General features: G+C 71.3%; 16 protein-coding genes and 1 tRNA gene. 8 read left to right on the top strand and 9 right to left on the bottom strand.

All coding sequences use genetic code 11. From position 1 onward, the window contains the following. Nucleotides 1-138 precede the first annotated feature (138 nt). The 4 genes from ACFZDJ_RS22005 to ACFZDJ_RS21990 all read left to right on the top strand — a co-directional run bounded on the left by ACFZDJ_RS22005 (nucleotide 139) and on the right by ACFZDJ_RS21990 (nucleotide 4,206). Nucleotides 139-1,098, top strand: a complete 960-nt coding sequence (locus ACFZDJ_RS22005) for a hypothetical protein (protein WP_390934062.1) — start codon at nucleotides 139-141, stop codon at nucleotides 1,096-1,098. A 44-nt stretch (nucleotides 1,099-1,142) separates the two neighbouring features. Continuing rightward, nucleotides 1,143-2,708, top strand: a complete 1,566-nt coding sequence (locus tag ACFZDJ_RS22000; RefSeq protein ID WP_391060863.1) for an amino acid permease — start codon at nucleotides 1,143-1,145, stop codon at nucleotides 2,706-2,708. Between the two features lie 117 nt (nucleotides 2,709-2,825). Then, nucleotides 2,826-3,587 (top strand): molybdopterin-dependent oxidoreductase, encoded by a 762-nt coding sequence (locus tag ACFZDJ_RS21995; protein ID WP_391060861.1) that lies wholly within the window; start codon nucleotides 2,826-2,828, stop codon nucleotides 3,585-3,587. Then, the gene (locus ACFZDJ_RS21990; protein WP_384906323.1) at nucleotides 3,571-4,206 is read left to right on the top strand and encodes a cytochrome b/b6 domain-containing protein; all 636 of its coding nucleotides are present in this window, start codon (nucleotides 3,571-3,573) and stop codon (nucleotides 4,204-4,206) included. The genes ACFZDJ_RS21995 and ACFZDJ_RS21990 overlap by 17 nt, the downstream gene beginning before the upstream one ends. Before the next feature lie 47 nt (nucleotides 4,207-4,253). Here ACFZDJ_RS21990 and ACFZDJ_RS21985 read toward each other — a convergent pair whose 3' ends face one another. The 4 genes from ACFZDJ_RS21985 to ACFZDJ_RS21970 are packed head-to-tail and all read right to left on the bottom strand — an operon-like array spanning nucleotide 4,254 to nucleotide 8,081. Then, the gene (locus tag ACFZDJ_RS21985) at nucleotides 4,254-5,288 is read right to left on the bottom strand and encodes an alcohol dehydrogenase catalytic domain-containing protein (RefSeq protein WP_391060859.1); all 1,035 of its coding nucleotides are present in this window, start codon (nucleotides 5,286-5,288) and stop codon (nucleotides 4,254-4,256) included. Between the two features lie 39 nt (nucleotides 5,289-5,327). Continuing rightward, nucleotides 5,328-6,086 carry an SDR family oxidoreductase gene (locus ACFZDJ_RS21980; protein ID WP_390934068.1) on the bottom strand — a complete coding sequence of 253 codons (759 nt, stop codon included), beginning with the start codon at nucleotides 6,084-6,086 and terminating at the stop codon, nucleotides 5,328-5,330. Nucleotides 6,087-6,117: 31 nt separating this feature from the next. Continuing rightward, nucleotides 6,118-7,515 carry a gluconate:H+ symporter gene (locus ACFZDJ_RS21975; protein ID WP_390934069.1) on the bottom strand — a complete coding sequence of 466 codons (1,398 nt, stop codon included), beginning with the start codon at nucleotides 7,513-7,515 and terminating at the stop codon, nucleotides 6,118-6,120. 38 nt (nucleotides 7,516-7,553) lie between these two features. Further along, entirely contained in the window at nucleotides 7,554-8,081 is a 528-nt protein-coding gene (locus ACFZDJ_RS21970; RefSeq protein WP_384906320.1) for a gluconokinase, read from the bottom strand. A 130-nt stretch (nucleotides 8,082-8,211) separates the two neighbouring features. On the opposite strand from ACFZDJ_RS21970, the gene ACFZDJ_RS21965 reads away from it, so the two are divergent. Then, nucleotides 8,212-8,913, top strand: a complete 702-nt coding sequence (locus tag ACFZDJ_RS21965; RefSeq protein ID WP_168507596.1) for a FadR/GntR family transcriptional regulator — start codon at nucleotides 8,212-8,214, stop codon at nucleotides 8,911-8,913. Between the two features lie 5 nt (nucleotides 8,914-8,918). Here the strand turns inward: ACFZDJ_RS21965 and ACFZDJ_RS21960 are convergent, their stop codons facing one another. The 4 genes from ACFZDJ_RS21960 to ACFZDJ_RS21945 form a co-directional block, all read right to left on the bottom strand. Continuing rightward, nucleotides 8,919-9,293, bottom strand: a complete 375-nt coding sequence (locus ACFZDJ_RS21960) for a YchJ family metal-binding protein (RefSeq protein ID WP_391060856.1) — start codon at nucleotides 9,291-9,293, stop codon at nucleotides 8,919-8,921. A 30-nt stretch (nucleotides 9,294-9,323) separates the two neighbouring features. Further along, nucleotides 9,324-10,712, bottom strand: coding sequence for a M1 family metallopeptidase (locus ACFZDJ_RS21955; RefSeq protein ID WP_384906318.1), 1,389 nt, complete (start codon nucleotides 10,710-10,712; stop codon nucleotides 9,324-9,326). Between the two features lie 74 nt (nucleotides 10,713-10,786). Further along, nucleotides 10,787-14,662, bottom strand: a complete 3,876-nt coding sequence (locus ACFZDJ_RS21950) for a Pls/PosA family non-ribosomal peptide synthetase (protein WP_391060854.1) — start codon at nucleotides 14,660-14,662, stop codon at nucleotides 10,787-10,789. A 330-nt stretch (nucleotides 14,663-14,992) separates the two neighbouring features. Continuing rightward, nucleotides 14,993-15,077: transfer RNA gene (locus ACFZDJ_RS21945), tRNA-Leu, on the bottom strand. A gap of 188 nt (nucleotides 15,078-15,265) precedes the next feature. Between ACFZDJ_RS21945 and ACFZDJ_RS21940 the strand changes: the two genes are divergently transcribed. From ACFZDJ_RS21940 to ACFZDJ_RS21930, 3 genes are all read left to right on the top strand, one after another. Beyond that, nucleotides 15,266-16,591, top strand: a complete 1,326-nt coding sequence (locus ACFZDJ_RS21940) for a M20/M25/M40 family metallo-hydrolase (RefSeq protein ID WP_384906316.1) — start codon at nucleotides 15,266-15,268, stop codon at nucleotides 16,589-16,591. Nucleotides 16,592-16,737: 146 nt separating this feature from the next. Then, nucleotides 16,738-16,971 carry a chaplin ChpH gene (gene chpH / locus ACFZDJ_RS21935; protein ID WP_099940520.1) on the top strand — a complete coding sequence of 78 codons (234 nt, stop codon included), beginning with the start codon at nucleotides 16,738-16,740 and terminating at the stop codon, nucleotides 16,969-16,971. Nucleotides 16,972-17,122: 151 nt separating this feature from the next. After that, nucleotides 17,123-17,986, top strand: a complete 864-nt coding sequence (locus tag ACFZDJ_RS21930; protein WP_391060852.1) for a chaplin family protein — start codon at nucleotides 17,123-17,125, stop codon at nucleotides 17,984-17,986. Nucleotides 17,987-18,129: 143 nt separating this feature from the next. Here ACFZDJ_RS21930 and ACFZDJ_RS21925 read toward each other — a convergent pair whose 3' ends face one another. After that, nucleotides 18,130-18,318: a DUF5703 family protein gene (locus ACFZDJ_RS21925; protein WP_054231126.1), complete on the bottom strand. Its 189-nt coding sequence runs from the start codon at nucleotides 18,316-18,318 to the stop codon at nucleotides 18,130-18,132. Nucleotides 18,319-18,363: the final 45 nt, after the last annotated feature.

The raw sequence follows: 18,363 nt of genomic DNA, 5'->3' as shown, positions 1-18,363 counted from the left end.
GGGGAACATCAACTCTGCGCCATTCATGGGAAGTTGAATCGTTCGGCGGATCAATCCGGCCTTGACGTAAACCCTCAGCCAAGGGTTTGCTGTGCGTGATCACCCCTTGACCAGCCGCGTCTGTGAGGAACCCCCGCGGTGTCGCCACCCCCGCCACCCCCTCCTCCCCTCGGCCGTGGCCGCAAACGCGCGGTCCACGCCTTCGACGCCGCGCTCGACGACGTCGAACTCGTCGCCGCGCGCACCTCGTTGGCCCAGGGACGATGGACCGCGGTCCGCGCGCTGCTCGCCGCCACCGGCGACGACTGGGACCGCCGCGGACACCGCGTCACCGTTCTCGCCCAGGAGCCCGCCGCCCTCGCCTGGGCCCGTGACTGGCAGCTCGCGGAACCCGAGTCCGCCGACGCCGCCGTACTCCTCGCCTGCGCCACCGTCCAGCGCGCCCTGCACGGCAAGGACCGCCCGGAGCGGGCCCGCGAGGCCTGCGACGCCGCCGCCGCGCTCGCGCCGGCCGACCCGACCCCCTGGCTCGGCCTGCTGATACTGGAGCGTTCGCGCGGCAGCGAGGGCGACGTGGTCCGGCTCTTCGACGAGGTGCGCCACCGTTATCCCGAGCACCACCACGCCCACCACCTGATGGTCGCCCGGCTCGCCGAGCGCCGCGCCGAGGCCGGCCAGGACCCCCTCCACGAGGTCTACGACTTCGCGAACTGGGCGGCCGAACAGGCGCCCGCCGACTCTCCGCTGGCGATGCTGCCCGTCGTCGCGCACGCCGAGCGCTATCGCGTGCTGGCCGGCGCAGGCAGCGAGTCCACCGACCCGGCCGCCTCCGGGCACTGGGTCGGACGCCGGGCCCGTCAGGTGATGAAGGCCGCCTTCGACTGGTGGCTGGAGTGGGAGCGCGAGGACCACCCCCGCCGGTACCTCGACCTCAACTTCCTCGCCCACGCCAAGTTCTGCGAGGGCCGGGGCGCCGAGGCCGCCGCCCTGTTCCACCGCATCGGCCCGCACGCCACCCCGGTGCCGTGGTCGTACCCGGAGCGCGACCCGTACCAAGCCTTCCGTGCCGCCCGCGACAGCGCCCTCGGCACGGTGTGACCCCACCCACAAGAAGTCGAGAAACCCGAAAGGACGGCCCCGCGATGACGACGGGCAGTTCGAGCACCTCGAGCAGTTCGAACACGGGTAGACCCGCCACGACCGGTGGCGCCATCAGCACCTTCAAGGGCCAGGACCGCGCTCTGCACGCGGGCCGGCTCGGCACGGGAGGTCTGCTGCTCTCCGTCCTCGCGGCGACCGCCCCCCTCATGGTGGTCGCGGGTGTCATGCCCACCACATTCGCGGTGATGGGCATCGTCGGAGAGCCGCTGCTCTTCGTCATCCTCGGCGTGGTGCTGGTGCTCTTCAGCGTCGGGTACGCCGAGATGAGCCGCCACGTCCACAACGCGGGCGCCTTCTACGCCTACGTCGCCCGCGGTCTCGGCGGCACCGCCGGCGCCGGCGCCGCCGCGGTCGCGCTCGTCGCCTACAGCGCGCTGCAGTTCGGTATCTACGGCATCTTCGGCTTCGAGGTCTCCGGGCTGTTCGCCACCTACGCCGACGTCGAAGTCGCCTGGTGGATACCGGCGCTGATCGCCGTCCTCGCCGTCGGCGCGCTCTCCTGGCTGAAGATCGACGTCAACGCGCGTGTACTCGGCGTCCTCCTGGTCGTCGAGGTGGCGCTCGTCGTCATCTTCGACATCGCCGCCGTCGCCGACCCCGCCAAGGAGGGCCTCTCCCTGCACGCCTTCAACCCGGACACACTCACCGGGGCGGGCGTCGGCACCGCGCTGTGCTTCTGCATCGCCGCCTTCACCGGCTTCGAACAGGCACCGGTGTACGCCGAGGAGACCAGCCGCCCGCACATCCTCGTCCCGCGCGTGATGTTCCTGGCGATCGGCTTCGTCGCCGTCTTCTTCGCGCTCAGCTCCTGGGCGCTGACCGTCGCCGCGGGCCCCTCCGGGATCGTCGGGGCGTCGCGGAAGCAGAGCGCCGGACTGCTGTTCTTCCTCACCGAGTCGCGCCTCGGCGGCACCTTCACCGACATCCTGCACGTCCTCTTCGTGACCGGCATGTTCGCGGCCCTGCTCAGCTTCCACAACGTCGTCGCGCGGTACGCCTTCGCCATGGGCCGCGAAGGACTGCTGCCCTCCGCCTTCGGCCGGACCACCGGCACCAGCGGCGCGCCCGGCACCGGCTCGCTGCTGCAGACCGGCGTCTCCGTGATCGTGCTGATCGCGTTCGCCGTGACCGACGACAAGCCCACCGGTGACCCGACCGCGCCCGTGCTGCACCTGTTCACCTGGGCCGGCAACGTCGGCGCGCTCGGCGTCATCCTGCTGATGGCCGCGGCCTCGCTCTCCGTGATCGTCTTCTTCGCCCGCCGCGGCGCCGCCCGCGCCCAGGCCTGGCGCCTGGCCACCTCGGCGATCGCGGCCGTCGCCCTCCTCGTGATCGCGGGCTACACGGTCAAGGACTTCGACATCCTGGTCGGGGCCGGTCCGGACTCCGCGCTCAGCTGGCTGCTGCCCGCCCTGATCGCGGCCGCTCTGGTCGTCGGCCTGGTGCAGGGCCTGGTACTGCGCTCCCGCAAACCCGAGGCACACGCCCGTATCGGCCTGGGCAACGAGGCGTTCCAGCTGGACAAGGCGGCGGAGTCCACACCCTGATCCGGCGGCCCGGTCAGGAGCACCCGTTCTGAGAAGCGTGTGAGAAGTGGTTACGGAAGTCTGACGAGCACCCGCTGCCGCTGGCCTCAAGGGGGTCGCGGGTGCTCGTATGGGTGTGTGACCCCTGAACAGCCCCCCCGGCAGGGACCGGACCGGCCCCGGGACCGCCCGCCGGAAGACCCGGAAGCCTCCGGCACGCCCGTCGGCCGCCGGCTCCTGCTCGGCACGCTCGGACTCGGCGCCCTCGGCGTGCTGGCCGCGCCCACCCTTCAGCGCGGCCTGGAGTCCCTCTTCGCCGACGACCCCACCGGACTGAGCGGCCTGCTCCCCAACGGCGGCGGATTCCGCTACTACTCGGTGACCTCCTCCGTCCCGAACAAGGACGCGTCGAACTACCGCCTCACCATCGACGGCCTGGTCGACCACCCCCGCAGCTACACGCTGGCCGACCTCAAGGCCCTGCCGCAGACCCGGATCGTGCACGACGTCCAGTGCGTCACCGGCTGGCGGGTGCCCGGCACCCCCTTCGAGGGCGTACGGCTGTCCCATCTCCTGGACGCCGCCGGGGTCAAGGCCAAGGGCCGCGCGATCCGCTTCACCTGCTTCGACGGGGCGTACACCGAGAGCCTCACGCTCCAGCAGGCCCGGCGCCCCGACATCCTGGTGGCCCACCGCATGCAGGACAAGCCACTCGGCCACAACCACGGCGGCCCGGTCCGCCTCTACGTCGCCCCCATGTACTTCTACAAGTCCGCCAAGTGGCTCTCCGGCATCACCGTCACCGAGGACGTCCGTCCCGGGTACTGGGAGGACCGTGGCTACGACGTGGACGCGTGGGTCGGCCGCTCGAACGGACGCGACGATGCACCCACGAGTTGACGACACCCCCACCCTCGCCGCGCCCGCGCCGCGCGTACGGCGCTTCAGCCGCGCCGAGCGCTGGGTGCACCGCGTGACCGCCCTGCTGATGGGGATCTGCGTGGCGACGGCGGCCTGTCTGTACCTCCCGATGTTCGCCGAGCTCGTCGGCCGCCGTGAGCTGGTGGTCAGGATCCACGAGTGGGCGGGCCTGATGCTGCCGGTACCGGTCCTGGCGGGCCTGGTCTCCCGCGCCTTCCGCGCGGACCTGGGCCGCCTCAACCGCTGGGGCCCGCACGACCGTACGTGGCTGCGCGCGGCGCTACGACGGGACCGGCGCCCCTCCTCCCGTCCGGCGGCCAAGTTCAACGCGGGCCAGAAGACCTACGCCGCCTGGATCGCCGGCGCGACCCTGGTCATGCTCGCCACGGGGCTGCTGATGTGGTTCACCCACCTCGCCCCCCTGATGTGGCGCACCTCGGCGACCTTCGTCCACGACTGGCTGGCGCTCACGATCGGCGTCGTCCTCGCGGGCCACATCGGCATGGCCCTCGGCGACCCGGAGGCCCGCCGCGGCCTGCGCACGGGCTCGGTGAGCCGGGAGTGGGCGGAGCGGGAGCATCCCCTCTGGCGGCCCTAGGGCCCGTCGGGTGTGCCGGGGGACTGCTGCGGCCCCCGGCACACCGCTTAGCCCTGCTCGACCTCGAAGTCCAGCAGCACCTTGCACGAGCGGCCGCGGTCCGCGGCCAGGGTGAACGCCGACTCCGCCGCACCGAGCGGGACCACCGCGCTGACCAGGGAGTCGAAGCGGGGCTCGGCCGCGAGCAGGGCCAGCGCGTCGTCGAACTCCTCGTCGAAGCGGAACGCGCCCCGCAGCTCGATCTCCCGGCTCACCACCAGGTTCCCCGCGAACGGGCTCTGTCCCGGCGGCAGCATGCCGAGCTGGACGACGACCCCGCCACGCCGTACCAGGCGCAGGCAGGTGTCGAGGCCCGCGGCCACCCCGGACGCCTCGACGGCCACGTCGACCTCCGTCGGCCACCCGGGATCGGCGGGATCGTCGGCCCGTACGACCGCGTCCGCGCCCGCCGCGACGGCGTACGACAGCGCCTGCGGCAGCAGGTCCGTCACGGTCACCCGGGCCGCGCCCGCGGCCTTCGCGGCGGCCACCACCAGGCAGCCGATGGGCCCGGCCCCCGTCACCAGGACATGCCGGTCCTTCACCGCACCGGCCCGCCGGACGGCGTGCAGCGCCACCGAGAGCGGCTCGGCGAGCGCCGCCCGCCGCAGCGGGAGCCCCGCGGGCACCTCCCTCAACTGCCGGGCGGGCACCACCACTTGGGCGGCGAACCCACCCTGCACATGCGGGGTGCGCGCCGCGCTGCCCAGGTAGCGGGTGTCCCGGCAGACGTTCGCCCGTCCGTCGGCGCACTCGGGGCACACCCCGCACGGGGTCGCCGGGTGCACGACCACGGCCGTACCCGGCGCGGGACCGGTGGCCCCGTCGCCGTACGACAGCACCGTCCCCACGACCTCGTGGCCCAGCACCATCGGCTCCCGCAGCCGGAAGTCCCCGACGCCGCCGTGCCGCCAGTAGTGGAGGTCGGACCCGCACACCCCGCCGTACCGGACGGCGACGAGTGCCTCGCCGGGCCCGGCGGACGGGACCGGCAGTTCGTCGACCCGCAGGTCACCCTGCCCGTGAATCACACAGCCGAGCATCGTCAGGCCCCTTTCACCGCGCTCACCGCGCGGTCCGCTTCACAGCACACTCGTCATACCGCCGTCGACGTACAGCACCTGCCCGCTCACGAAGTCCGCCGCGGGCGAGGCGAGGAAGAGCACCCCGCCGACCAGGTCCTGCGTACGGCCCCACCGCCCGGCCGGGGTGCGCCGCCGCACCCAGGCGCTGAACTCCTCGTCCTCGACGAGGGGCTGGGTCAGCTCCGTCTCGATGTAACCGGGGCCGAGCCCGTTCACCTGCACCCCGTACTGCCCCCAGTCCGCGCACATGCCCTTGGTGAGCATCTTCAGCGCGCCCTTGGTGGCCGCGTACGGGGCGATGCCCGGACGGACGACCTCGCTCTGCAACGAGCAGATGTTGACGATCTTGCCGTGGCCGCGTTCCGTCATCCGCCGTGCCGCCTCGCGGCCGACCAGGAACGCGCTGGTCAGGTTGGTGTTCAGGATCCGGTGCCAGTCGGTGTCCGTGAACTCCAGGAGCGGGGCCCGCAGTTGCATGCCCGCGTTGTTGACGAGGATGTCGAGCGGGCCCACCCGGTCCTCGACGTCCGCTATTCCGGCGGCCACCGAGGGGCCGTCCGTGACGTCGAAGACCGCGGTGTGGACGTCGCCGGGCAGCTCCGAGGCGGCTTGGGTGAGCCGGTCGGCGTCCCGCCCGTTGAGGACGACCGTGCAGCCCGCCTCCAGGAGCCCGCGGGCCAGCGCGAACCCGATGCCCCGGCTGGAGCCGGTGACCAGGGCCCTGCGACCACTGATGTCGAACAGAGGGTGACTCATCCCCGTACTCCCGTCTCTCATCCTCGTACCCCTAGATGACCAGCGACAGCAGCAGGATCAGCCCGCCCGCCACCACCGAGATGATCGTCTCCATGACGGACCAGGTCTTGACGGTTTGGCCGACGCTGAGGCCGAAGTACTCCTTGACCAGCCAGAAGCCGGCGTCGTTGACATGGCTGAAGAAGAGCGAGCCGGCGCCGATCGCGAGGACCAGGAGCGAGGTGTGCGCGGTCGACATGTCGGCCGCGAGGGGCGCGACCAGACCGGCCGCCGAGATGGTGGCGACGGTCGCGGAGCCGGTCGCGAGACGGATGGCCACCGCGATCAGCCAGGCGAGCAGCAGCGCGGGGATCGACCAGTCCTTGGAGATGTCCAGGATCATCTGGCCCACCCCGGAGTCGATCAGGGTCTGCTTGAAGCCGCCGCCCGCGCCCACGATCAGCAGGATGCCCGCGATGGGGGCCAGGGACTTCTCGACGGTGGTGGAGATGCGGTCCTTGGTGAAGCCGGCCGCGCGGCCCAGGGTGAACATGCCGACGATGACGGCGGCGAGCAGGGCGATCAGCGGGGAGCCGACGACGTCGAAGACGCGCTGCACCATGTGGGTGGGGTCGTCCACGATGATGTCGACCAGTGCCTTGGACAGCATGAGGACGACCGGCAGCAGCATGGTGGCGAGGGTGGCACCGAAGCCGGGACGCTTGTCGAGTTCTTCGGAGGCGCGGGTGGGGATCATGCGGTCGGGGGCCGGGACGTCGACCCAACGGGCCGCGTAGCGGGAGAAGACCGGGCCCGCGATGATCACCGTCGGGATGGCGACCAGGACGCCCAGCGCGAGCGTGATGCCCAGGTTGGCCTTGACCGCGTCGATGGCGACGAGCGGGCCGGGGTGCGGCGGGATCAGGCCGTGCATCACGGACAGGCCGGCCAGCGCCGGGATGCCGATGCGCATCAGGGAGTAGTTGCCGCGCTTGGCGACCATCAGCACGACCGGGATCAGCAGCACGATGCCGACCTCGAAGAACAGCGGCAGACCGATCACCGAGGCGATCAGCACCATCGCCCAGGGCATGGCGCGCCCGCCGGCCTTGGCGAGGATGGTGTCGACGATCTGGTCGGCGCCGCCGGAGTCGGCGAGGAGTTTGCCGAGGATCGCGCCGAGCGCGATCAGGACGCCCACACCGGCGACGGTGGCGCCGAGGCCGGTGGTGAAGCTGGAGATGGTCTTGTCGAGCGGAGCCCCGGCGAAGGCGCCGAGGGCGAGCGAGCCGATGGTCAGGGCCAGGAATGCGTGCAGCTTGAACTGGGTGATGAGCAGGACGATGACGGCGATGCCCGCCAGCACGGCGATGCCCAACTGAGCATGGCCCGCCGAGGTGATCGGCTCGACGGCGTCCGCTGCCAGCATCTCGACGCTGAGTCTGGTCACGGTGGTCCCTTGCTTGAGAAACGTACGTGGGGAAGGTGTTAGAGCGAGGGCTGGGCAAGCCCCTGGAGTGCGGCCACGGCCCGTTCGGTGATCTCCCCGGGGTCGCCGGAGACGTCCACGGAGACACCCGCCTCGTCCGCTTCCAGCGGCTGGAGGGTGGCGAACTGCGAGTCCAGCAGCGCCGTCGGCATGAAATGCCCCTGGCGGTGCGACATCCGGTCCTCGATGAGCGCGCGGTCACCGGTCAGATGGACGAAGACGACCCCGGGCGCCTCGGCCCGCAGTCGGTCGCGATAGCTGCGCTTGAGCGCGGAACTGCTGACCACTCCGCCGAGCCCGTGCCGGTCGTGCGCCCAACGGCCGATGGCGTCCAGCCACGGCCAGCGGTCGTCGTCCGTCAGCGGGGTTCCGGCCGTCATCTTGGCGATGTTGGCCGGCGGGTGGAAGTCGTCGCCCTCGGCGTACGGAACGCCGAGCCGGGCCGCAAGCAGGGGACCAATGGTGGTCTTGCCGGTACCTGCGACGCCCATGACCACGACGACATGGGGGGTGCGCACTTGCTGCATCGTGCTCTCACTGTCTTCGTCGACATCTGATGTCGACGACACTGAAACTCATTAGGTACGACGAATTCAAGAGTGTGTGACATATAAGTCTGACTTTTTGTTCCAGGGCTCCGCCTCGTACGCTGACCCCATGACCACACGGGGCCGGGGGCTGCACGGACATGTACTGGAATCCCTCGGGCCGGCGATCACGGCGGGCGAGTACCCGCCGGGAAGCGTGCTGCGCACCGACGAGCTCGCGCAGCGCTTCGAGGTGTCACGCTCCGTGATGCGTGAGGCGGTCAGGGTGCTGGAGTCCATGTACCTGGTCGAGTCCCGCCGCCGCGTCGGCGTCACGGTCCGCCCCAAGGCGGAATGGAACGTGTTCGACCCTCAGGTCATCCGCTGGCGGCTGGCCGGCGCCGACCGCCCCCACCAGTTGCGTTCGCTCACGGTGCTGCGCTCCGCCGTGGAACCGATCGCCGCGGGCCTTTCCGCCCGGCACGCCACCGCCGCGCAGTGCGCGGAGCTCACCGAGTGCGCCCTCGGCATGGTGGCCAACTCACGCGGCCACAAGCTGGAGGAGTACCTCGTCCACGACATGGCCTTCCACCGGGTGATCCTCAACGCCTCCGGCAACGACATGTTCGCCCGCCTCGGTGACGTGGTCGCCGAGGTCCTCGCGGGCCGCACCCACCACGAGGTGATGTTCGAGGACCCCGACCCGGCCGCCGTCACCCTGCACGTCCAGGTCGCGGAGGCGGTCCGCGCGGGCGACGCGTCCCGCGCCGAGGAACTCACCCGCCAGATCACGGTCGGGGCGCTCCAGGAACTGGACATCCTCGCGCCGTAGGCGTCCTACTCCAGGAAGTCGCCGTCCACGTACACCCAGGCTCCGTCGACCCGCTCGAACCGGCTCCGCTCGTGCAGCGAACCGCCCCGGTAGGAGGCCCGGAAGGTCACGGTCCCCACGGAGTGGAAGGCCGACCCCTGCCCCGTGCCGAGGATCTCCAGACCCGTCCACCGCATCCCCGGATCGAAGTCGACCCGCGTCGGGCGCGTCCGCGGATGCCAGGTCCGCAGCAGGTACCCCTCGTCCTCCTTGACGAAGGCGCAGTACCGCGACCGCATCAGACGCTCCGCGGTCGGCGCGAGCGCCTCACCGCGGTGGAAGCGCCCACAGCACCGCGCGTACGGCTCGGGCAGCCCGCACGGGCAGCTACGACTGGTCATGACCGCCATTCTCTCCCAGCCCGGAGGGCCCTACGCCGAGTCGGCGTTGGTCGGCGGGTACGTCGGGCGGGCCGGCAACGGCGCGACCGGTGCGGCCAGGGTGGGCAGCGGCGGCAGCTTCGCCGTACGCAGCCAGGCCCCGAACAGGTCGTCCAGCGGCTCGGCCGAGTACCGGGCGGCATGCGCGGTGAACACCGCCGTGGTGACCGCGCCGCCCCGGTGCAGGGCGGCCCAGCCGCGCAGCATGCGGAAGAAGGCGTCGTCGCCCATCGCGCAGCGCAGCGCGTGCAGGGTGAGCCCGCCGCGCTCGTAGAGCCGGTCGTCGAACATCAGCTTGCGGCCCGGGTCGGCCAGCACCAGATCCTTCGGCTGCCCGGACAGCTTGCGGTGCGCGAGAGCGGCCAGCTGCTGAGCCGTACGGCCTCCCGACCGCTCCGACCACAGCCACTCGGCGTACTTCGCGAAGCCCTCGTTCAGCCAGATGTGCCGCCAGTCCGCGATGGACACGCTGTTGCCGAACCACTGGTGCGCCAGCTCGTGCGCGACCAGCCGCTCCGAACCCCGCGCCCCGTCCACGTGGTTGGCGCCGAACAGTGACAACCCCTGTGCCTCGACGGGGACATCGAGCTCCTCCTCGGTCACCACGACGGCGTACTCGCCGAACGGATACGGCCCGAAGATCTGCTCGAACAGCTCCATCATCGCGGGCTGCCGCGCGAAGTCCCGGGAGAATGCGCCGAGCAGGTGCGCGGGCAGATGCCCCGTCTGCGGTACGCCACCGAGCCCGGGGTCGCCGAGCAGCACCGTCTGGTACTTCCCGATCGACATCCCGACCAGATAGCTGGAGGTCGGCGCCGCCTGCTCGTACACCCAGGTGGTCGTCGACGCCTTCGTCGTGCGGGTGAGCAGCCGGCCGCCCGCCACCACCGAGTACGCCGACGGCGTCGTGATCGAGATCTGGTACGAGGCCTTGTCGGCGGGGCGGTCGTTGCACGGGTACCAGGAGGGCGCGCCGATCGGCTGACTCGCCACCAGCGCCCCGTCCTCCAGCTCCTCCCAGCCGAGCTCGCCCCAGGGGCTGGCGACCGGCTTGGGGTTGCCCGACCAGTGCACCTCCACGGTGAACGCGGCCCCGGCCCGTATCGGCTTCGGCGGGCGGATGCGCAGCCGGCCGCCCCGGTGCGTGTAGTGCGGTGCCTTGCCGTCGACCCGGACCCGGCCGATCCGGAAGTCGGCCAGGTTCAGCTGGAACTCGGCGAGCGGAGCCCGGCCCGCTATGGCGTTGAGCCGCGCGGTGCCGGACAGCCGGTTGGGGCCGGGGCGATAGTCCAGCGCGAGCTCATACCGGTGCACCCGGTAACGGGGATCACCGTTGGCCGGGAAGTACGGGTCCGAACCCACTGTCTGCTGAACGCTCACGCTTGCGTCTGCTCCCTGCGCTGTGCTCGTACGACGTGCCGGTGCACCGTCCCCGGACGCCGTACGGGCCGCGCCTAGGAACGCCATGCCTCGATCGGGTTGCCCAGCCAGCGGGTGTCGTCGGGGACGGATTCAGCCGCCATGACGAGCGACGCGGGTCCCAGCGTGCTGCGCGCCCCGACTGTGCTGCCGGGAAGGACGATTCCGCCCGGGCCCAGAGTGGCGCCCTCACGGAGGACAACAGTATCCGTCCGCAAGATCCGGTCGTGGAAGAGGTGGGTCTGCAGGACACAGCCCCGGTTGACCGTGGTCGCGTCCTCCAGGGTCACCAGGTCCGTCTCGGGTAGCCAGTAACTCTCGATCCATGCGCCCTTGCCGATACGGGCGCCGAGGCCGCGCAGCCACGCGGTCATGAGCGGCGTACCCGGTACGGATCCGGCCAGCCACGGCACGGCGACGACCTCGACGAAGGTGTCCGCCAGCTCGTTGCGCCACACGAAACCGCTCCACAGCGGGTGCTCGCCCGCCCGGTGCCGGCCGACCAGCAGCCACTTCGCCACGATGGACGTCAGGCAGGCGAGCACACCGACGCCCAGGAACACGATCCCGGCCAGCAGCGGCGCCCAGACGCCCAGCGCGCTCAGCGCGGCGACGGTCAGCACCGCCAGCGCCGCCGAACAGAACACCGGCACGATCCGGCACAGCTCCACGAGCGCCCGCGCCCACAGCAGCCGCGCGGGCGGGTCGTAGGTACGGCTCTGATCGCCGTCCTGCGTCGAGCGCGGCAGCTTCACCGGCGGCAGCCCCAGGTACGAGCTGCCCTTCTTCGCCTTCTTCGGGGTCGCCGACAGCACCCCGACCAGCCCGCCGTCCGGCACGCTGCGACCCGGAGCCGTCATCCCGGAGTTGCCCAGGAAGGCCCGGCGGCCGATCTCGGCACGCCCGATCCGCATCCAGCCGCCGCCCAGCTCGTAGGGCGCGGTCAGGGTGTCGTCGGCGAGGAAGGCGCCTTCGCCCACGGTGGTGAGGCTCGGCAGCGCGAGAACGGTGGAGACCTCGGCACCCCGGCCGATCTTCATACCGAGCAGCCGCAGCCACACCGGCGTGATCAGCCCGGCGTACAGCGGGAACAGCGTGTCGCGCGAGCGGTCCATCAACTGCGTGACGGTCCAGGCCTGCCAGCCGATCCGGCTGTGCGTCGGGTAGGTGCCTTCACGCAGACCCAGGCTGAGCAGACGTACACCGACCAGGAGCAGCAACGCGTACGCGAGCCCGAAGGCGAGCGTGGCCGGGACCAGCGCGAGCGCCGCGCCGCGCAGGGCCGCACCGAGCCCGGCGTCCGCGCTCACGAACAGATGAGCCACCACAAGCGCGGCGACGGCCGAAAGGACGGGCAGCGCGGTCAGCGCGAAACCGGTCGCGCCGTACATCGCCCGCCAGTACGTGCCCCGGCGCGGACGCTCCTTGGGCCAGGCGCGCTTCGCCTTGCCGAGCTTGCCGGCGGGCGCTCCGGCCCAGCGCTGCCCGGTGGGAATCTGCCCGGCGACCGCCGAGCCCGGCGCCACCTCTGCCCGCTTGCCGACGCGCGCGCCCGGGAAGAGGATGCTGCGCGTCCCGACCACCGCACCGGCGCCGACCTTGATCTGCCCGATCTCCAGCCGGTCCCCGTCCAGCCAGTACCCCGACAGGTCCACCTCGGACTCGACGGCGGCACCCCGGCCCAGCTTGAGCATGCCGGTCACCGGCGGCAGCGAGTGCAGATCGACGTCCGTGCCGACCTTGGCGCCCAGGGCACGCGCGTACCGCTCCAGCCAGGACCCGGTCAGCGAGACCGCGCCACTGAACTCGGCCAGCCGCTCGGCGGTCCACAGCCGCAGGTGCACGCTTCCGCCGCGCGGGTAGCGCCCGGGCTTCACCCGGCGCAGCAGCAGCCGCGCCCCGCCCGCCGCGATCGCGAGCCGCCCAGGCGGGCTGTAGAGCACGACCGCCCCGGCACCGACGAGCCACCACGGGGCGCTCGGCGCCCAGGGGTAGGGACCGAACCAGTGCAGTACGTTCCCGAGCGCGGCCAGCGCCACGGTCCAGCGCAGCCCCATCAGTGTGAACAGGGGTATCAGCAGGAACAGCTGGGTCACCTTGGCGCGCAGCGGCACCGGGGCGATGACCCGTTCGGCACCGTCGTCCTGCGCGGACTTCTCCAGGTGCCGGGCCAGCTTGCGCAGGACGGGCTGCTGGTAGATGTCGAGCACGGCGGCGCTGGGATAGCGGGTGCGCAGCCGGGTGGTGAGCTGGGCGGCGGCGAGGCTGCCACCGCCGATCGCGAAGAAGTCGTCGGACCCGCTGCCGACCGGGATGCCGAGGACCTCGCTCCACTGCTCGGCGAGCCAGGCCTCGGTGCCGTAGAGCTGTTCCTTCGCACCGCCGGTCTCCAGGCCCTCCAGGGGCCAGGGAAGCGCGCCCCGGTCGACCTTGCCCGAGGTGCGGGTCGGCAGGTCCGCGACCGGGGCGAGCAACGGGACGAGGGCCGCGGGCAGTTCGGCGCGCAGCTTCTCGACAGCGGCGGCCTGGTCCCAGCCCTCCTGGGTCACGACATAGCCGACGAGCAGCTGGTTGCCGCTGCGGGCGGTCCGGACGGCGGCCGCGGCGCTCGCCACACCGGGGAGCGCCTGGAGCGCCGCGTCGACCTCGCCGAGCTCGATGCGGCGCCCGCCGAGCTTGATCTGCTCGTCGGCCCGCCCGAGGAAGATCAGCCCCTGCGGCTCCGCCTTGACGAGGTCACCGCTGCGGTACGCCCGCTCCCAGCCGAGCGACTTCAGCGGCGCGTACTTCTCCGCGTCCTTCTCGGCGTCGAGATACCGGGCGAGCCCGACCCCGCCGATCACGAGCTGACCGCTGTCGCCCATCGCCACGGGCTCGCCGGCCTCGTCGACCACGGCCAGCTCCCAGCCGTTCAGCGGCAGCCCGATCCGGATCGGCTCCTCGCCGGTCATCAGGGAGGCGCAGGCGACGACGGTCGCCTCGGTGGGCCCGTAGGTGTTCCACACCTCGCGGCCCTCGGTCACCAGCCGCTGGACCAGCTCGGGCGGGCAGGCCTCACCGCCGAAGATCAGCAGCCGTACGTCATTGAGGGTCTCCGGCTCCCAGAGCGCGGCGAGCGTCGGCACGGTCGAGACGACGCTGATCTCCTGCTCGACCAGCCAGGGCCCCAGGTCGGCGCCGCTGCGCACCTGGGAGCGCGGCACCGGCACCAGACAGGCGCCGTACCGCCAGGCCAGCCACATCTCCTCGCAGGAGGCGTCGAAGGCGACGGACAGGCCCGCCATGACCCGGTCACCGGGCCCGATCGGGTCCTCGGTGAGGAACAGCTCCGCCTCGGCGTCGACGAACGCGGCGGCGCTGCGGTGACTGACGGCCACGCCCTTGGGCTTGCCCGTGGACCCGGAGGTGAAGATGATCCAGGCGTCGTGCTCGACACCGGGCCGCGCGGCGGGCACCTCGGAGGTGCCGTTGACGGTCAGCCGGTGCCCGGCCCCGATGACGGCCCGCACCTCCGCCTCGCCGAAGACCAGCTCGGCCCGCTCGTCGGGGTCCTCGGCGTCCACCGGTACATAGGCCGCGCCGGCGGCCAGTACGGCGAGGACGGCGACGTACAACTCGTTGGTGCCGGAGGGGACGCGGACACCGACCCGGTCGCCGAGGCCCACCCCGGCGTCGCTCAGCCGCCGCCGCAGGGCCTCGACCTCGACGGCGAGGGCGCGGTAGGTGAGGGCCCGGTGGCCGTCGTCGAGGGCGGGCTCGTCGGGGTGGGCCCGGACGGTGGCGTCGAGGATGTCGAGCAGCGTGCGCGGCGAGGCGGCGACGGAGGCGGAGAAGCGCGCCGGGTCGCCGAACTCCGCGCGCACCTCCTCGTCGAACAGCGCGAGTGCGGGGCCTTGCTCGAGGGCTGCCATCGGGTCCTCACGTGTCGTTCCCGGAGCGTCCGGGGAGCTGGTGGGCCCGCAGGTATGCCTGGGGATATTCCGGTCCAGCTCCAAACAAGCCTTGAATTTTAGTACGACGCTAGTCGCGTACCTGGTCATCAGCCATGCGAGGAGGCCGTGCGAGGGCACCGGAACCACTGATTCCGGTGCGGTGACAGAGCTCTGACATGGGGGTATGTCATCCTGACGAGATCTGCCCCACATCTGTCCGTAACGCTGTGAACACGCCGAGTTGAGGCCCGTGATGCGTACAACGAGTAAGGGCCGCGACCTGATGGTCGCGGCCCTTACTCCTCTGTGTGTCCGAGGGGGGACTTGAACCCCCACGCCCGATAAAGGGCACTAGCACCTCAAGCTAGCGCGTCTGCCATTCCGCCACCCGGACAAGGTGTCTGTCGCGCGGGGTTTCCCTCGCGGCGACAGAGGAAACATTACCAGGCTTTCGAGGGCCCCCGGTCACACCCCGTCGCCGCGTGAACGGCGTGTGACGGGCCGGGTCCGGCCTTGGGGTGAGGAGGGAGTGAGGGAGAGGATGAGGGGGGACCACCAGCAGTGACAGTGGGAGGAAGCAGCGTGAGCGAGTCGAACACGGCCAGGAGCGTCTCTGGCGAGGACGAGGTCGTGGACCTCTGTCGCGAGCTGATCCAGATCGACACCAGCAACTACGGGGACCACTCCGGACCGGGTGAGCGCAAGGCCGCGGAGTACGTGGCCGAGAAGCTCGCCGAGGTCGGGCTCGAGCCGCAGATCTTCGAGTCGCACAAGGGGCGCGCGTCGACCGTGGCCCGTATCGAGGGCGAGGACCGCTCGCGCCCGGCGCTGCTCATCCACGGCCACACCGACGTCGTACCGGCCAACGCGGCGGACTGGACCCACCACCCCTTCTCCGGCGAGATCGCGGACGGGATGGTGTGGGGCCGCGGCGCGGTCGACATGAAGGACATGGACGCCATGACCCTGGCGGTCGTGCGGGACCGGCTGCGCAGCGGGCGCAAGCCGCCGCGTGACATCGTCCTCGCGTTCCTCGCCGATGAGGAGGCCGGTGGTACGTGGGGTGCGCGGCACCTCGTCGACAAGCACCCCGACCTCTTCGAGGGCGTGACCGAGGCGGTCGGCGAGGTCGGCGGGTTCTCCTTCACGGTCAACGAGAAGCTGCGGCTGTACCTCGTCGAGACCGCCCAGAAGGGCATGCACTGGATGAAGCTGACCGTGGACGGCACCGCCGGGCACGGTTCGATGATCCACAAGGACAACGCGATCACCGAGCTGTCCGAGGCCGTCGGGCGGCTCGGGCGGCACAAGTTCCCGGTCCGGGTGACGAAGACGCTGCGGCACTTCCTCGACGAGCTCGGTGACGCGCTCGGCACCGAGCTCGACCCGGAGAACATGGACGAGACGCTCGCCAAGCTCGGCGGTATCGCCAAGCTCATCGGCGCCTCCCTGCAGAACACCGCCAACCCGACCCAGCTCGGTGCCGGATACAAGGTCAACGTGATTCCGGGGCAGGCGACCGCGCACGTCGATGGGCGTTACCTGCCGGGGTACGAGGAGGAGTTCCTCGCCGACCTGGACCGGATTCTCGGCCCGAGGGTCAAGCGTGAGGACGTGCACGCGGACAAGGCGCTGGAGACCACCTTCGACGGGGCGCTGGTCGACGCCATGCAGACCGCGCTGTCCGCCGAGGACCCGATCGCGCGCGCCGTGCCCTACATGCTCTCGGCCGGCACCGACGCCAAGTCCTTCGCCGACCTCGGCATCCGCTGCTTCGGCTTCGCCCCGCTCAAGCTGCCGCCGGAGCTGGACTTCGCGGGCATGTTCCACGGGGTCGACGAGCGGGTGCCGGTGGATGCCCTGAAGTTCGGCGTCCGTGTGCTCGACCGCTTCATCGAGGCGTCATGACGTGTTGACGCCCGCAATCGCCCGTACGTGCGGAGATCGCCCGGGACGGGTGAATGGGACCATAAGCTCGTAGCTCAAGTACTTCTTCCTCGTTACAGGTGATGTGATCCGCTACTTGGGATCGCATTTGCCTACAAGGAGGAATAATGATCAAGAAGGTCGTCGCTGCTGCGGCTGCCACTGGTGGTCTGGTTCTCGCGGGTGCGGGCCTGGCTGTCGCCGACTCGGGTGCCCAGGGTGCCGCTGTGCACTCCCCGGGCGTCATCTCCGGCAACGTCATCCAGGTGCCGGTTCACGTCCCGGTGAACGTCTGCGGCAACACGGTCTCCGTGATCGGGCTGCTGAACCCCGCCTTCGGCAACACCTGCATCAACAACTGACGTTGTGCCTCACCCCATGAGGGTCTGAGCCCGTCGGCCCCGGAGCGTGCGCCATGCGCTCCGGGGCCGACCCGCTATCGGCGCACGCGCGGGACGGATGCGTGCGCTTTCCGGAGAGTCCGAGCCAAGGACCAAGGCAGGGAATTCAGCTATGCGACAGGTCACCCGCAAGGGCCTGATGACCGTGGCGGCCGCGACTGGCGTACTCGCCGCGACCGGAGGCTACGCACACGCCGACTCGGGTGCGAGCGGCGCCAGTTTCAACTCGCCCGGCGTGCTGTCGGGCAACACGGTGCAGGCACCGGTGCACGTGCCGGTCAACGTCTGCGGCAACACCGTGAACGTCGTGGGGTTGCTCAACCCGGCGATGGGCAACAAGTGCGTCAACCACGGCGGCGGTGGGTCGTCCGCCGGCGGTCACGGGGGCGGCCATGACGGCTCCCACGCCGGTGGGCACGCGAGTGGCTCGCCGGGCGTCGGCTCCGGCAACCACGTCCAGGCGCCGATCGACGTGCCGGTCAACGTCTGCGGCAACAGCGTGAACGTCGTGGGAGTCGGCAACCCGGCGATGGGCAACGACTGCGCGAACGGACACGGCGGCCACATCCACTATCCGCCCGGCGGCGGTCACCCGGGTCAGCCTGGTCACCCCGGTCACCCCGGTCACCCGGGTCAGCCTGGTCAGCCTGGTCACCCGGGTCAGCCCGGTCACCCGGGACAGCCTGGTCACCCGGGTCAGCCCGGACACCCCGGTCATCCGGGTCAGCCCGGGAACCCCGGACACCCGGGTACGCCTGGACAGCCCGGTACGCCCGCGCACCCCGGAACCCCGGGCGCGCCGTCCACCTCGTACCCCCACCACCCGGGGACGCAGCACGTCTCCCAGCCGCACAGCGCCCCGGCGCAGCTCGCCCACACCGGCAGTGATCTGCCGATCGGCGCGGTGATCCCGGCGGGCGCGGGCGCGCTGCTGGCGGGCGCCGTGCTCTACCGCCGGGCGCGCTCAGCCGCGTAGACCGGCAGGACAGGGAGGAGAAGTCCGGGCCTGGAACGGGGGGCCGGGGCAGGGGTGATCGCTTCGCCACAGGCATCTCCTGTGGCGAAGCGACCGGAGCGGGCCCGCACTGGCGGGGCCCGCTCCGTTTCAGCCGCTTTCGCTCACCACGTGGCACGCACCTGGCGGATGATCCGCCGGCGCAGCCGCACCTTGCGGCTGCCGTCGGGGTGCAGGCTGAGGCGGTCCAACTCCCAGTGTCCGTACTCCGCATGGTCCGTCAGCAGGCGTGTCGTCTCCTTGCGGGACACCCCGCGCGGCACGTACACGTCGACAAATTCGTATTCCGGCATCGCATCTATTGTGCGGGCAGAGGCCCTGTACGGATAGCGTCTGCA

The sequence above is a fragment of the Streptomyces sp. NPDC007896 genome (assembly GCF_042959425.1).
Taxonomy (GTDB): domain Bacteria; phylum Actinomycetota; class Actinomycetes; order Streptomycetales; family Streptomycetaceae; genus Streptomyces.
This window is presented reverse-complemented; position numbering and strand designations above follow the sequence as displayed.

What these genes read in the sequence shown, in the direction of transcription:
- ACFZDJ_RS21930 (WP_391060852.1), top strand. Translation starts at nt 17,123, where the DNA reads ATGCGACAGGTCACCCGCAAGGGCCTGATGACCGTGGCGGCCGCGACT.
- ACFZDJ_RS21925 (WP_054231126.1), bottom strand. Translation starts at nt 18,318, where the DNA reads ATGCCGGAATACGAATTTGTCGACGTGTACGTGCCGCGCGGGGTGTCC.
- ACFZDJ_RS21985 (WP_391060859.1), bottom strand. Translation starts at nt 5,288, where the DNA reads ATGCTCGGCTGTGTGATTCACGGGCAGGGTGACCTGCGGGTCGACGAA.
- chpH (WP_099940520.1), top strand. Translation starts at nt 16,738, where the DNA reads ATGATCAAGAAGGTCGTCGCTGCTGCGGCTGCCACTGGTGGTCTGGTT.
- ACFZDJ_RS21980 (WP_390934068.1), bottom strand. Translation starts at nt 6,086, where the DNA reads ATGAGTCACCCTCTGTTCGACATCAGTGGTCGCAGGGCCCTGGTCACC.
- ACFZDJ_RS21990 (WP_384906323.1), top strand. Translation starts at nt 3,571, where the DNA reads ATGCACCCACGAGTTGACGACACCCCCACCCTCGCCGCGCCCGCGCCG.
- ACFZDJ_RS21960 (WP_391060856.1), bottom strand. Translation starts at nt 9,293, where the DNA reads ATGACCAGTCGTAGCTGCCCGTGCGGGCTGCCCGAGCCGTACGCGCGG.
- ACFZDJ_RS21970 (WP_384906320.1), bottom strand. Translation starts at nt 8,081, where the DNA reads ATGCAGCAAGTGCGCACCCCCCATGTCGTCGTGGTCATGGGCGTCGCA.
- ACFZDJ_RS21965 (WP_168507596.1), top strand. Translation starts at nt 8,212, where the DNA reads ATGACCACACGGGGCCGGGGGCTGCACGGACATGTACTGGAATCCCTC.
- ACFZDJ_RS21950 (WP_391060854.1), bottom strand. Translation starts at nt 14,662, where the DNA reads ATGGCAGCCCTCGAGCAAGGCCCCGCACTCGCGCTGTTCGACGAGGAG.
- ACFZDJ_RS22000 (WP_391060863.1), top strand. Translation starts at nt 1,143, where the DNA reads ATGACGACGGGCAGTTCGAGCACCTCGAGCAGTTCGAACACGGGTAGA.